13 protein-coding genes are annotated in these 13,595 nt (G+C 71.5%); 6 read left to right on the top strand and 7 right to left on the bottom strand.

Annotation, left to right across the window (positions count from 1 at the left end; genetic code table 11):
- Positions 1 to 24: 24 nt before the first annotated feature.
- From AC07DS_RS19290 to AC07DS_RS19280, 3 genes are all read right to left on the bottom strand, one after another.
- Positions 25 to 1,077, bottom strand: coding sequence for a family 2 encapsulin nanocompartment cargo protein terpene cyclase (locus AC07DS_RS19290; protein WP_479146818.1), 1,053 nt, complete (start codon positions 1,075 to 1,077; stop codon positions 25 to 27).
- Positions 1,078 to 1,093: 16 nt separating this feature from the next.
- A complete protein-coding gene (locus AC07DS_RS19285) occupies positions 1,094 to 2,536 on the bottom strand; it encodes a family 2B encapsulin nanocompartment shell protein (protein WP_479146816.1) in 1,443 nt (480 codons plus the stop codon).
- A 230-nt stretch (positions 2,537 to 2,766) separates the two neighbouring features.
- A complete protein-coding gene (locus AC07DS_RS19280; protein ID WP_479146814.1) occupies positions 2,767 to 3,804 on the bottom strand; it encodes a zinc-binding alcohol dehydrogenase family protein in 1,038 nt (345 codons plus the stop codon).
- A gap of 147 nt (positions 3,805 to 3,951) precedes the next feature.
- Between AC07DS_RS19280 and AC07DS_RS19275 the strand changes: the two genes are divergently transcribed.
- Together AC07DS_RS19275 and AC07DS_RS19270 are read left to right on the top strand one after the other, a co-directional pair.
- Positions 3,952 to 4,746: a VOC family protein gene (locus tag AC07DS_RS19275; RefSeq protein WP_479146813.1), complete on the top strand. Its 795-nt coding sequence runs from the start codon at positions 3,952 to 3,954 to the stop codon at positions 4,744 to 4,746.
- A gap of 45 nt (positions 4,747 to 4,791) precedes the next feature.
- Positions 4,792 to 5,484 (top strand): ribonuclease H family protein, encoded by a 693-nt coding sequence (locus AC07DS_RS19270; protein WP_479146811.1) that lies wholly within the window; start codon positions 4,792 to 4,794, stop codon positions 5,482 to 5,484.
- Here AC07DS_RS19270 and melC2 read toward each other — a convergent pair whose 3' ends face one another.
- Both melC2 and melC1 read right to left on the bottom strand, forming a co-directional pair.
- Positions 5,485 to 6,306, bottom strand: coding sequence for a tyrosinase MelC2 (gene melC2 / locus AC07DS_RS19265; RefSeq protein WP_479146808.1), 822 nt, complete (start codon positions 6,304 to 6,306; stop codon positions 5,485 to 5,487). It lies immediately after the preceding gene.
- Positions 6,307 to 6,340: 34 nt separating this feature from the next.
- Positions 6,341 to 6,715, bottom strand: coding sequence for an apotyrosinase chaperone MelC1 (melC1, locus tag AC07DS_RS19260; RefSeq protein ID WP_479146806.1), 375 nt, complete (start codon positions 6,713 to 6,715; stop codon positions 6,341 to 6,343).
- Between the two features lie 344 nt (positions 6,716 to 7,059).
- Here melC1 and AC07DS_RS19255 point away from each other — a divergent pair, with 344 nt between their 5' ends.
- The 4 genes from AC07DS_RS19255 to AC07DS_RS19240 all read left to right on the top strand — a co-directional run bounded on the left by AC07DS_RS19255 (position 7,060) and on the right by AC07DS_RS19240 (position 11,730).
- On the top strand, positions 7,060 to 8,283 hold the full coding sequence (locus AC07DS_RS19255; protein ID WP_479147127.1) for an FAD-dependent monooxygenase: 1,224 nt from the start codon (positions 7,060 to 7,062) through the stop codon (positions 8,281 to 8,283).
- Between the two features lie 102 nt (positions 8,284 to 8,385).
- Positions 8,386 to 9,879, top strand: coding sequence for an MFS transporter (locus AC07DS_RS19250; protein WP_479146805.1), 1,494 nt, complete (start codon positions 8,386 to 8,388; stop codon positions 9,877 to 9,879).
- Positions 9,876 to 10,481: a TetR/AcrR family transcriptional regulator gene (locus tag AC07DS_RS19245; RefSeq protein ID WP_479146803.1), complete on the top strand. Its 606-nt coding sequence runs from the start codon at positions 9,876 to 9,878 to the stop codon at positions 10,479 to 10,481. The genes AC07DS_RS19250 and AC07DS_RS19245 overlap by 4 nt, the downstream gene beginning before the upstream one ends.
- Before the next feature lie 265 nt (positions 10,482 to 10,746).
- The gene (locus AC07DS_RS19240) at positions 10,747 to 11,730 is read left to right on the top strand and encodes an aldo/keto reductase (RefSeq protein WP_479146801.1); all 984 of its coding nucleotides are present in this window, start codon (positions 10,747 to 10,749) and stop codon (positions 11,728 to 11,730) included.
- Positions 11,731 to 11,745: 15 nt separating this feature from the next.
- On the opposite strand, the gene AC07DS_RS19235 is transcribed toward AC07DS_RS19240, so the two are convergent.
- Both AC07DS_RS19235 and AC07DS_RS19230 read right to left on the bottom strand, forming a co-directional pair.
- Positions 11,746 to 12,399, bottom strand: coding sequence for a DUF2238 domain-containing protein (locus AC07DS_RS19235; protein ID WP_479146800.1), 654 nt, complete (start codon positions 12,397 to 12,399; stop codon positions 11,746 to 11,748).
- Positions 12,400 to 12,508: 109 nt separating this feature from the next.
- Positions 12,509 to 13,564: a hypothetical protein gene (locus AC07DS_RS19230; protein ID WP_479146798.1), complete on the bottom strand. Its 1,056-nt coding sequence runs from the start codon at positions 13,562 to 13,564 to the stop codon at positions 12,509 to 12,511.
- Positions 13,565 to 13,595: the final 31 nt, after the last annotated feature.

The raw sequence follows: 13,595 nt of genomic DNA, 5'->3' as shown, positions 1-13,595 counted from the left end.
CGGTGTTTCGGAGAACTGGTGTGATCACCAGTAGTCGGGAAGGTGGTAGCGGCTGGTGTTGGTCGAGTGCCACTCGTGGTTGCCGGCGACCCAGGCGGACAGCCCCTGGGCGTAGCGCTCGACGAGGGGCGAGGTGGCGGCCAGGAGGGCGGACTCCTCCTCGAAGGCCTCCATGATCCGGTTGTGGATCTCGACGGACTTCAGATAGGCCGCCTTCAGTCCGCGCCGGTCGTTGGCGGCGACCACCTGGGGCAGATTGAGATGGTCCGGATCGCTCGCCAGCTCCTTGGTGAAGGAGTACAGGTCGTTGACGATCGTGGTGGCGTTGCACGCGAGGGCGGTGATCCGCTGGATCTCCGGCCGGGCGTAGACCTGTTCGGGCAGTTCGTAGCCGTCCACCGCGTCGACGAGCGACAGACAGGGACGGAAGTTGTTGAACTGCCGCATCACCAGGTACTCCCAGACCCGCGGCACGTACTTGGTCTCCATCCAGGCGGCCTCGCCCAGGTAGCCCATGTGCAGCCGGGCCATGTCGTGCACGAACCGGCCGGTCTGGCTGGGCGTGGCGATGGCCGCGTAGTCCGCGAGGGCGAAGTGGTACGAGCGCAGCGGACCGTCGGCCCGGATGCCCTCCCGCCACTCCTCCTCCAGCTCCGGGATGCCGTGGAAGGGGTCGAGCGCCGACTGGGCGATGATCAGCGGGCCGCCGAGGCCGCGCCGCGATCCGCCCCGGCCCTCGTCCTCCTCGCAGTAGCAGGAGTCGACGATGTTCTCGGCGAGCAGCAGCTTGCCCGCGGCGGTGAGGCGGTCCAGGTCGAGAGCGCCCGGATGCTGGAGCACGACGGCCCGGCCGAACTGGAAGTCCGAGAAGTCACCGGTCCAGGCCTCGGGAAACAGATCCAGGTCGCGGGCCCAGGTCTCGAGCCGGCGGTCGATCTCGGCGGCCTTCTCCGGGTCGGCGGGAACGGCCGGCTGGTAGCGCAGTCCGGGGATCACGCCGGTGCGCCGCGGCCGGCGCAGGCTCTGGGCGATGTTCGGCGGCCCGGGGAGTGCGTAGGAGTGGATGGGTGTGCTCATGGCGTGCTCCAGGCCGTCAGTCGGCGGTACGGCCGAGCTGGACGTTCTCCAGGATCCCCGCGGCGTCGGGGACCAGGACGGCCAGCGAGTAGTAGGCGGTGACGAGGTATTTGATGATCGCGGCGGTGTCGATACCCATGAAGCGGACGTTCAGGCCCGGCTGGAACTCCTCCGGGATACCGGTCTGGTAGAGGCCGATGACGCCCTGGTCGGCCTCGCCGGTGCGCAGCGCGATGATGCTGGTGGTGTGGTCGTCGCTGATCGGGATCTTGCTGCACGGATAGATCGGGACACCGCGCCAGGCCGGGATCTCGTGCCCGTCGATGTTCGCGGAGGCGGGCATCAGACCGCGCCGGTTGCACTGCCGGAAGAAGGCCGCGATCGCCTTCGGATGCGCCAGGAACACCTTGGTCTTGCGGCGCATGGAGAGCAGCTCGTCCATGTCGTCGGGCGTCGGCGGCCCGGTGAAGGAGCTGATCCGCTGCCCGTAGTCGATGTTGTGCAGCAGCCCGAACTCGCGGTTGTTGACCAGCTCCCACTCCTGGCGCTCACGGATCTCCTCGACCGTGAGGCGCAGCTGCTGCTGGGTCTGGTCCATCGGGCTGTTGTAGAGGTCGGCGACCCTGGTGTGCACCCGCAGCACGGTCTGGGTGAGTGACAACTCGTATTCACGAGGGGCGAGTTCGTAGTCCACGAAGCCGCCGGTCAGTGTCTGCTCGCCGACGTGGCCGGCCTGCACCGGCACTTCCGCCTCGCCCTTGCGGTTCATCGGCCTGCGCTGCTGCTCGACGTACGCGTGGAGATGGGCGGCGAGGGACGGCACCCGCTCGGTGAACTCCTGGACGACGTCCCAGGGCAGCGCCAGCACCACGCCCGCCGTCTCCGCGCGCACCGAGGTGAGCCACAGCGGGTCGGACTGGCCGACCGCCTCGTCGCCCATCTGGTCGCCGTCCGTGACGACCCCGACGATCTCCTCCTGGCCGTACTTGCCGGCCGCGAACCGGGTGAACCGGCCGTGCACCACCAGGTACGCCTCCGTGACCGGCTGTCCGGCCTCGAACAGCACCTGGCCCGGGCGCACCTCCCGGGGCCGGAAGCGGGTGGCCATCTCCCGCAGCACGTCCAGGTCGGAGTAGCCGCGCAGGATGGGCAGTTCGGTCAGTGTCCCGGGAATGACCCGGATGTCGTCGGCGCCGTTCTGCTCGAAGTGCACGCGCCCGCGCCCGGTACGCAGCTGCAGACGGCGGTTGACCCGGTACGTGCCGCCCTTGACGTCCACCCACGGCAGGGTCTTCAGCAGCCATCGCGAGGTGATGGCCTGCATCTGCGGTTCGGACTTGGTCGTGGTGGCGAGGTTGCGGGCCGCCCGCGTGCTCAGGCTGGTGAGCTGCCCGTCGGTCGGGGGCCCGGGATCGGGCTCGTCGACTGCGGAACCGGTGGCGATGTCCGGAGTGGACACATTCCCTCCTGCGGAGAGGCGAACGGGGGTGATGGGGATGGGTCGGTGGTGCGCGGGGTGCCGGTGCGCTCCGACCAGCCAAACAGGACTCGTGATCTTCGGGTACAGCGCGAAGGGGGCGCCTTTGATCAACAGTGGTGCAAACCCGCCGTCGAGAGCGCTGCGAGTCGGTGTTCGTGATCACGAGCCTGAACTCTGCCTCCGCACGCGGTGAATCCTCACGTTTGCGCTCAGGAAAGATCGTTCACCAGCACGGCTGCCCCGTCGAAGCGTCCGGCCTTGAGGTCTTTCAGGGCCTGTGGCGCCCGCGACAGGGGATACGTGTGCGTCGTCGCGCGGACTTTGTGCAGCGCGGCCTTCTCCAGGAACTCGCGTCCGTCCGTGCGTGTGTTGGAGGTGACGCTGCGCAGTTCCTTCTCGTAGAAGAGGTCGGTCTCGTAGTGCAGCGGCGGTACGTCGCTCAGGTGGATGCCCGCCACGGACAGGACACCGCCGCGGTCCAGCGCCCGCAGCGCGACCGGGACCAGGTCGCCGACCGGAGCGAACAGGATCGCGCTGTCGAGGGGCTCCGGCGGCAGGTCGTACGCGTCGCGTGCCGAGGCGGCGCCCAGTTCGAGGGCCAGCTGCCGGGCGGCCGCGCCGCGCGTGAGGACGTGCACCGTGGCGCCCTCGGCGATGGCCACCTGCGCGCACAGATGGGCGCTGCCCCCGAACCCGTACAGCCCGAGCCGGCCGCGCGGCGGCAGCGAGGCGCGTCGCAGCGCGCGGTAGCCGATGATCCCGGCGCACAGCAGCGGCGCCAGTGGCACGTCGTCCAGTGCGCCCGGGAGCCGGTAGGCGAAGTCCGCCGGTACGGTCGTGTACTCGGCGTAGCCGCCGTCGGCGTCCCAGCCGGTGTACCGGGACCGCGGGCACAGGTTCTCGGCGCCCCGCAGGCAGTACACGCACGCGCCGTCGGTGTGCCGCAGCCAGGCCACGCCCACCCGGTCGCCCACGGTGAAACCCTCGACCCCCGTCCCGAACCCGGCGACCTCGCCCACCACCTCGTGTCCGGGGGTCACCCCCTGCCGGTGCACCGGCAGGTCCCCCTCGGTGACGTGCAGATCGGTGCGGCACACTCCGCAGGCGCGCACGTGGACCAGCAGCTCGTCGTCCGCGGGCACGGGCACCGGTCGTTCGACGAACCGGAGGGGATCCTCCTCCACCGGCGCGGGCCGGGTCAGCGACCACGCCCGTGTCGTCCCTGTCGTCGCCGTCAACTCAGACATTCCGCGCTCCGTCTCGCCGAAGCCCGCCGTCCCTCCCGGCTCCCCCGTCCAGTGTCGGGCAGGTTCACCCGTTCGGCGCGCGGGCCGACCCAGGGATGACTAGCGTGAGAATACGGACAATCCGCCTCACCGGAGAGGGTCGCGACCATGGCCGTGCAACCTGAGGGAACGCCCTGCTGGGCCGACGCGATGTTCACCGACGTCGAGGGCGCCAAGAACTTCTACGGCGAGGTCCTCGGCTGGACCTTCGGCGAAGCGTCGTCGGAGTACGGCAACTACACGCAGGCCTATGCGAACGGCAGGGCGGTGGCCGCGGTCGTGCCGCCGATGCCCGGCCAGGAGGGGCAGTCGCAGTGGTGCCTGTACTTCGCGTCGCCGGACGCCGCGGCCACCGCGGCCAGGATCCGGGAGAGCGGCGGCGAGGTGCTGATGGAGCCGATGCAGGTCGGTGACTTCGGCACGATGTGCCTGGCTCTCGAGCCCAGTGGTGCCGTGTTCGGCGTGTGGCAGGCAGGTGTTCACGAGGGCTTCGAGGCGACGGCGGTGCCGGGCGCCTACACCTGGGCCGAGGTCTTCACCCGCGACCCCGATAAAACGGACACCTTCCTCACGGCCGTCTTCCCGTACGCGGCGAAGCAGCTCGAGGACGACGGGGTCGACTTCCGTGTCTTCAACCTCGGCGACGACACGGTCCTGGGCCGGATGCGGATGACCGACGAGTTCCCGCCCGAGATCCCGTCGTACATCAACGTGTACTTCGGCGTCGACGACTGCGACGCGGCCGTGGCCCGGGCCGTCAAGCTGGGCGGCATTCTTCGCTTCGGGCCCATGAGCAGCCCCTTCGGCCGGTTCGCGGCGCTCAGCGACCCGCAGGGCGCCAACTTCTCCGTGATCGACACCACGACGACCGAGGGCGACAGGCCCAGCTTCCAGGAGATCTGACCAGGTTCCGACCAGGTACGGAGCGGTGGCCGGCGCGGCCGTGGCATGATCGACCGCATGCGTGAACGTGTGGTGGCCGCGTGCGACGGGGCTTCGAAGGGAAACCCCGGACCGGCCGGATGGGCATGGGTGGTCTCGGACGACGAGCGGACCCCCGCCCGCTGGGAGGCGGGCCCGCTCGGCCGGGCCACCAACAACGTCGCGGAACTGACCGCGCTGGAGCGCCTGCTGGCGGCCGTCGAACCGGACGTGCCGCTGGAGATCCGCATGGACTCGCAGTACGCGATGAAGGCGGTCACCACGTGGCTGCCCGGCTGGAAGCGCAACGGCTGGAAGACGGCCGCCGGCAAGCCGGTCGCCAACCAGGAGCTGGTGGTCCGCATCGACGAGCTGCTCGACGGCCGCTCGGTCGAGTTCCGCTACGTGCCCGCCCACCAGATCGACGGCGACCCGCTGAACGACTTCGCCGACCGAGCCGCAAGCCAGGCCGCCTCGGTCCAGGAGGAGGCCGGCAGTGCCCTCGGCTCCCCGCAGCCGCCCCCGTCGCCCGACACCCCCAAGGCGGCCGCCCCGCGCCGCAAGGCGCCCCGCCGGACCGACGGCGGAGCGTCCTCGCGCACCATCAAGGCGAAGTTCCCCGGCCGCTGCCTGTGCGGGCGCAGCTACGCGGCCGGCGAGTCCATCGCCAAGAACGCGCAGGGCTGGGGCCACCCGGAGTGCCGTACCGCCGAGGCCTGATCAGCTGTCGAACGTGTAGAACTTCGTGTGGTCCAGCAGGTCCGACGGGCGCACGTTGTTCCACGGCTTCATCGTGTCGTTCAGGTCGACGACGTCGGGCGTCCCGCTGGTCGGCACGTAGGCGGAGTCCGGGTGCCGGCGCTGCCACTCGGCCCACAGCTTGTCGACGTAGGCGTGGTGCAGCCAGAACACCGGGTCGTTGGGGGAGACCCCGGTGGCCATCTGCCCGCCGACCCACACGTGGACCCGGTTGTGCAGATTGACCCCGCGCCAGCCCTCGAGGTTGTTGCGGAAGCCGTCGGAGGAGCTGTTGTACGGCGCCATGTCGTACGTCGACATGGCCAGCACGGACTCGACCTCCGCGCTCGTCGGCAGCTCACGCACGGCCGTGCCGAGCGAGCGGCGCAGGAACGTACGGCCGTCCACGCGGATGCTCATCGGCCAGTTGCCGGTTGACCCGGCGAACGGGCCGTCCATCACCCGGCCGTCGCTGCTGCGCCCGGTGCCGCCGAGGAAGTCCGGCGCCCACAGCGAGGCGCGTACGGTGCGGTCGGTGCTCCAGTCCCAGTACGGCAGGGCGACCGAGGAGTCGACCGCCTGCAGGGCCTGCTCGAAGTCGAGCAGGAATCTGCGGTGCCAGGGCAGGAAGGACGGGGAGCGGTGGCCGGTCCGTTCACCGCTGTCGGTGTCGGCCATGATGAAGCCGTTGTGCGTGCGGACGAACTCGTCGTAGCGCCCGCTGCGCTTGAGTTCGAGGACGGCGTTGACGAAACGGCGCTTCTCGTCGGCGGTCAGGGTGGCCTGGTTCTTGCGTACGGTCATGTGCGTGGTGCTCCGGATGTCCTTGCGGGGGCGGTCAGTTGGCGGGGAACGGCAGCAGCGCGGCGCCCTGCAGCTCGTCCACCGCGGCGCGGGCGGCGGCGCGCGGCGTGGGCACCGGGTCGTAATGGCTGACGACGCTGATCCAGCTGCCGTCCGCGTTCCGCATCACGTGCAGCTCCACCCCGTCGACGAACACGGAGTAGCCGCCGCCGTGTTCGTGGTGGTGACCGCCCATGCTCATCGGACGGCCCTGTATCCGGCGGCCCTTGTAGACCTCGTCGAAGGAATCCGGTGCGCCGTGCGGGTGTTCGGCGGCCGAGGCGCCGGGAGCGACGAGCGCGGCGGCCGAGGCCGTGGCGGCCAGGGCGGCCGCCGCGGTGAGCGCGCGGCGCCGGGTGATTTCGGGCATGCGTGTCCTCCTGTGGGGGAGTTCGAGTGGTGACTCCGCATGCCTACCTGGCCGTTCGGGAGGGGAAGAAATCGCCCGGAACCGGTTGGCTGCGATCCGGACAATTGGCCACATGTCGTGGAAGATTGAACCAAGATGATCTTGCTGTGGAGATGGGCTCTTCTGCTGCGGAACGGGGAATTCCTTGCCGGGGCGTCCAGGAATCCGGTGATCTTTCGCGTCCGCGATCCGCCCGAGTGGCGCGGGTCACCGCGCCAGACTGACGCGATCCGGAAGTCCGGCCGCACCCTTCAACCCTGCTACCCTGCGGTGCCGTTCAGTCACGAGCGGTGATCGTCAGGGGTGTGTGCGTGAAGGTCGTCTGTGTCGGAGGCGGGCCCGCGGGCCTGTACCTCGCCATCCTGCTCAAGCGGCAGAACCCCGCCCACGACATCACCGTCCACGAACGCGACCCCGAGGGCTCGACCTACGGCTGGGGCGTCACGTACTGGCGCGCGCTGCTCGACCGGCTCCACGAGCACGACCCCGAGTCCGCGCGCGCGATCGAGGAGAGTTCGGTCCGCTGGAACCAGGGCGTGGCCCACGTCCGTGACCAGGTGACCCGGCAGCCCGGCGACGAGGGCCACGGCATCGGCCGCCACCGCCTCCTGGAGATCCTCGCGGAGCGCGCCCGGACCCTCGGTGTGCGGCTGGAGTTCGAGAGCGAGGTCACGGCCGCCGACCTGCCCGGGGCCGACCTGGTCGTGGCGGCCGACGGCGTCCACAGCGCGCTGCGCACCCGCCACGCCGACCACTTCGGCACGCAGCTCGCGGAGGGCCGCAACCACTACCTCTGGCTCGGGACCACCAAGGTCTTCGACGCCTTCACCTTCGCCTTCGTGGAGACCGAGCACGGCTGGATCTGGTGCTACGGCTACGGCTACAGCGGCGAACACAGCACCTGCGTCATGGAGTGCTCCCCGCAGACCCTCACCGGCCTCGGCCTGGACCGGACGGACGAGGGCGAGGGGCTCGCGCTGCTGGAGAAGCTCTTCGCCGAAATCCTCGACGGCCACCCCCTCGTCGCCGGCCGCGGCGCCCCCTGGCCGACCTTCCGCACCCTCACCAACCGCACCTGGCACCGCGGCAACCTCGTCCTGCTCGGCGACGCCGCCCACACCACCCACTACTCCATCGGCGCGGGCACCACCCTCGCCCTGGAGGACGCCCTGTGCCTCGCCGCCGCCCTGGGCGAGCACGCGACCCTCCCCGAGGCGCTCGACGCCTACGAACGGCAGCGCAGGTCCGAACTGCTCTGCGCGCAGAGCGCCGCCCGCTACAGCGCCCGGTGGTACGAGAACCTGCCCCGCTACATCCACCTGCCCCCGCACCGCATGTTCGCCCTGCTCGGCCAGCGCCACTCCCCGCTGCTGCCGTACGTCCCGCCGCAGCTCTACTACGGCATCGACAAGGCGGCAGGGCGGCTGGAGGTGCTGCGCAGGTTCAAGCGCTGGCTGGGCCCCAGGGCGGCCCGCGCTCTGCACGCCAGGGCGACGGCGCACCGGAACCGGCGCGCCCCGCTCGCCTGACGGGCGGCCGCGGTGCGGGGTGAAATCTTGGGTGAATGGCCATTCACTCGATAAGGTGAATTCCTATTCACCGATCAGTCCGAGACGTTCACAGGAGCGCCCATGGGCCACCCCGCCCCGATACCCCAGCCGCCCGGCACGTCCACCGCGGCGCCCCGGCTGCGGGACCGCCTCACCATCCCGGTGCTCGCGTCGGGCGGCATCCTCATGGCCGTCATGCAGACCGTGGTCGTACCGCTCCTGCCCGACCTGCCACGGCTGACCCACGCCTCGGCGGCCGCGGTCTCCTGGATGGTCACCGCGACCCTGCTGGCCGGGGCGGTGCTCACCCCCGTGCTCGGCCGGGCCGGCGACATGTACGGCAAGCGCCGGGTGCTCATCGCCGCGCTGGGCCTGATGACCGTCGGCTCGGTGATGTGCGCCCTGTCCTCCGACATCGGCGTGCTCATCACGGCCCGCGCCCTCCAGGGCGCCGCCGCCTCCGTCGTCCCGCTCTCCATCAGCATCCTGCGCGACGAGCTCCCGCCCGAGCGCCGGGGCTCGGCGGTGGCGCTGATGAGTTCCACGGTCGGCATCGGCGCCGCCCTCGGCCTGCCGCTCGCCGCGCTGGTCGTCCAGTACGCCGACTGGCACACCATGTTCTGGCTGACCAGCGCCCTCGGCGCACTCGGCGTCGCGGCCACCTGGTGGGCGGTCAGGGAGTCGCCGGTGCGCGAGTCCGGCCGCTTCGACGTCCTCGGCACGCTGGGCCTGGCCGCCGGGCTGGTGTGCCTGCTGCTGGGTGTCTCCCAGGGCGGCCAGTGGGGCTGGGGCAGCCCCCGGATCCTCGGGCTGTTCCTCGTGGCCGTCGCCGTCCTCGCCCTGTGGTGGTGGCAGCAGCTGCGCACCGAGCGGCCCCTGGTCGACCTGCGCCTGGTCACCCGGCCGCGGGTGGGCCTGTCCCACGTGGCGGCCCTCTTGACCGGGTTCGCCTTCTACGCCAACTCGCTCGTGACCGCCCAGCTGGTGCAGGCGCCGAAGGCCACCGGCTACGGCCTCGGGCTGTCCATCGTCGCCACCGGCCTGTGCCTGCTGCCCGGCGGTGTCACCATGCTGCTCTTCTCGCCCCTGTCCGCCCGCATCTCCGCCGCGCGCGGCCCGCGCGTCACCCTCGCCCTCGGCGCCGCCGTCATCGCCTGCGGCTACGCGGTCCGCATCGCCGACAGCCGCGACCTGTGGATGATCATCCTCGGTGCCACGGTGGTCGCGACCGGCACCACCCTCGCCTACTCCGCGCTCCCCACCCTGATCCTGCGGGCCGTCCCGGCCGCCCAGACCGCCTCCGCGAACGGCGTCAACGTCCTCATGCGCACCATCGGCCAGGCCGTCTCCAGCGCCGCCGTCGCCGCCGTCCTCGTCCACCACAGCAGTCCCGTCGGCGGTGTTCCGGTGCCCACACTGCACGGCTACCTGCTGGCCTTCGCGATGGCCGGCGCCATAGCCCTGGTCGCCTGCGCCGCGGCCCTGTCCATCCCGGGCGACGAGCCCTCCGGCGACACCCGGCGGGCCGGACGAGCCACCCGGGGCGCGCGGGACCAGGCGATGGAGGGAGCATGAGTGCCGTGAGCACTCCATCCGGCCCCCGAACGCACGTCTCCGAAGCCCCTGCGCGCCGGGACGCCGAGGCCACCAAGGCGGTCATCCTCAAGGCCGCCCGCTACCTGCTGGCCCGGCACGCGCACGCCGACATCACGCTGAAGGCCGTCGCCGAACGGGCCGGTGTCAGCCCGCCGTTGATCCTGAAGTACTTCGGCAACAAGGACGCCCTCTTCGCCCGCGTGATGTCCTTCGACACCGACGCGGACGACCTGCTCGACGCGCCCCTGGAGCAGCTGGGCCGTCACATGGTCCGCCATGTGCTCGCCAGTCAGCGCGAGCGCGGCGCCGACCCGCTGGTGCGCATCGCCTTCGCGCCGCTGCAGGGCGACCACGGCGAGATCCTGCGCGCCAACTTCCGGGCCCAGGTGACCGAACGCCTCGCCGCCCGGCTCACCGGCCCCGACGCGGGCCTGCGCGCCGAACTCGCCGTCGCCGGCCTCCTCGGGCTCGGGGCGATGTACGGCATCGCGCGCGGCCCGCACCTGCGCGCGACCGACATCGACGCCATCGCCGACCGCTACGGGCCCCTCGTACAGGAACAGCTGACGCCCGGCGCCTGAGTCACCCGACGGCCTGCAAAGCGGCCCCTGGCCTGAGTCCGTGATCGGTCGTTCAGCGAGCAACTTCCCTTCCCCGGGCAGAGGTTCGGCGCCCGTGAGCCGCCGGGGTTTCCGGCCGAGGTGGCGCTCCACCGCTCGGCGTACCGCAACTGTGGGAACCGGCGTTCCGTCGAGTCCTCAATCACTCATGTGGGTGAAACACGCACGGACTCCCGCCGGAGCGAGGCGTTCCGCGGGACGTGGGACCTGGTGACAGACTGACGCCATGGACGAACGCGTAATCGGCAGGTCGGGTCAGCGGGCATCGGTCGTCGGACTCGGCACATGGCAGCTGGGCGCCGACTGGGGCGACGTGGACGACGAGGAAGCCCGCTCCGTCCTGGAGGCGGCGGCCGAGTCCGGGGTCACCTTCTTCGACACGGCCGACGTGTACGGCGACGGCCGCAGCGAGTCGGCCATCGCCGCCTTCCTGGGCGGCCGGCCCGATCTGCACGTGCTCGTCGCCACCAAGATGGGCCGCCGGGTCGAGCAGATCCCCGAGAACTACGTCCTGGACAACTTCCGCGCCTGGAACGACCGCTCCCGCCGCAACCTCGGCGTCGACCGCCTCGACCTGGTGCAGTTGCACTGCCCGCCCACCCCCGTCTACTCCTCGGACGAGGTGTTCGACGCCCTCGACACCATGGTGGCCGAGGAGCGGATCGCCGCGTACGGCGTGAGCGTGGAGACCTGCGCCGAGGCGCTGACCGCGATCGCCCGGCCGAACGTGGCGAGCGTGCAGATCATCCTCAACCCGTTCCGCATGAAGCCCCTGTACGAGGTGCTCCCGGCGGCACGGCAGGCGGGCGTCGGCATCATCGCGCGCGTGCCGCTCGCCTCCGGTCTGCTGTCCGGCAAGTACACGAAGGACACGGTCTTCGCGGCCGACGACCACCGCACCTACAACCGGCAGGGCGAGGCCTTCGACCAGGGCGAGACCTTCTCCGGCATCGACTACGCGACCGGAGTCGAGGCGGCCGCCGAGTTCGCCGCGCTCGCCCCCGAGCGGTACACCCCGGCCCAGCTGGCCCTGCGCTGGATCGCCGAGCAGCCCGGCGTGACCACCGTCATCCCCGGAGCCCGCAACCCGGAGCAGGCCCGGGCCAACGCGGCCGCCGCCAAGCTGCCGCCGCTGCCCGCGGAGGCGTTCACCGCGATCCGCGAGCTGTACCAGCGCCGGATCAAGGACCAGGTGGAGCAGCGCTGGTAGCTGCGCTCCGGGCGGTCAGCCGGCCGTGCGGGCCTCCAGGGCGGCCAGCTGACGGTCGTGCACCCTGCTGAGCAGCAGCAGCGACAGCACGGCGCCGATCAGGGCGCAGAACATGTCCCACTGGGTGTCCCACACATCGCCCTGGGTGGCGAGGAAGGCGTCCGCGCCGTGCCCGCCGATCACGGCGGCCGCCCACTCCAGCAGTTCGAAGCAGGCGCTGAACGCGAGGCAGGCGCACACGGTGAGCGGGGCCAGCCAGCGGCTGCCGCGCAGCGGCGAGGTGCGGGTGAGCAGTTCGCGGACGAGGACGGCCGGGACGAAGCCCTGCATCAGGTGCCCGAACCGGTCGTACGGGTTGCGGGACAGACCGAAGGTGTCCCGCACCCAGTCACCGGCCGGCACCTGCGCGTAGGTGTAGTGGCCGCCGACCGCGAGGACCAGCGCGTGTACGGCCAGCAGCCCGCACAGCAGCCCGGTCAGCGGGAAGCGCCGCCGGACCAGCACCACCAGGGGCAGCCCGACCAGCGCCCAGACCGTCTCCAGGAACCAGGTCGTGCGGTCGCGCACGTCCCACGCCGACACGCCGAGGCCCACGGCCACCACGCCCGCGAACAGGGCGGGCGGCACGCGGCGCGGTGCGGGCAGCGGGGCGGGGTGCGCTGCGGTCATGGCGGGGCTCCTTGCGGGAGGAGAGGAAGGAGCCCCCATCGTGGCGGCGGCCGGCGGGCCCGGGCATGAGTACCGCTACTCAGCCCGGACTGAGGACGCCCGCCGGGCCCTACGACTGGCTTCCGCGTGCTCCGCGCAGCGCGGTCAGACAGGTGCCGATGGCCTGCTGGAGGTCCTCCAGACGCTGGACCATGTCGTCCTCGTAGAAGTCCTGGGCGTCGTCGAAGGTCAGCTCCTCGAAAGCCCGGGTCGCCTTCTGCAGGCTGCTGTAGAACTTCGTCCGCCGCTCCTGGACCCGCAGCTCGGGGTCGGCCTCGACCGTCTCGGCGACGAGGGACTTCAGGGTGTCGTAGGCCTCGGTGGCCCACTCGCCGGTGCCCTCGCCGTCCTCCAGCTCGTCGATCAGCGACAGATGCCGCTCGGCCTCCTCGCGCAGCCCGACGGGCGCGTCCACGGTCTGTCCGGCCGGCGTCCTGATCTGCCCGGACTCGGCGATCTGCCGGACGTAGCCGATCCGGTCGGCCGAGCGGCTCTCGCTCGCCACGGCCTTCTTCAGGTCGTCCGTGCGCACGACGTCCCGGGCCAGCTCGGCCTGCAGGTCCGGGTCCTCCTTGAGCCGGTCCAGCAGGGCCGAGCGGGCGGCCCGGGCGGTGGAGGGGTCGGCGAGGATCGCGGCGCGCAGCGCGGTGGGGTTCTCGGCGACCTCCAGGGCCTTGGTGGGACGGATGCCCTCGGCCTCGGCGGCCTGCGCGATGGCGGTGCCGCGCTCGGAGGCGGCGCTGTTGCGGGAGACGTAGTAGCTCAGCCAGGCGTCGGCGTCCGGCAGCTCGGAGTCCTGGCCCGGCCGGAGCGCCTCGAAGTGCGGGACGAGCCCGTCGTCGGCCGCGCGGTCCCAGGCCTTGTAGTAGCGCATGACCCGCTCGGGCGAGCAGCCGGCCAGCTCCGCGAACTCCTTCGCCGACACCTTCGGCGTCTCACCGGCGGCCTGCCCGCCCGGCCGCACGCTGCGCGCCACCATCAGCGCGAAGGCCCAGCCGCCGGTGCGCGCGTAGACACCGAACTCGCGTGCGTCCCGCGCCACGAGGTCGGACAGGGGCGCCGCGGTCGGCACGGACGTCTCGGACAGGTCGGTCGCAAGGGTCACGGATGACTCTCCTGGAGGCATGTCTGGGCGGGACCGCACTCGGTGCGCGAGT

It is taken from the genome of Streptomyces sp. NPDC044064, assembly GCF_056434245.1.
This window is presented reverse-complemented; position numbering and strand designations above follow the sequence as displayed.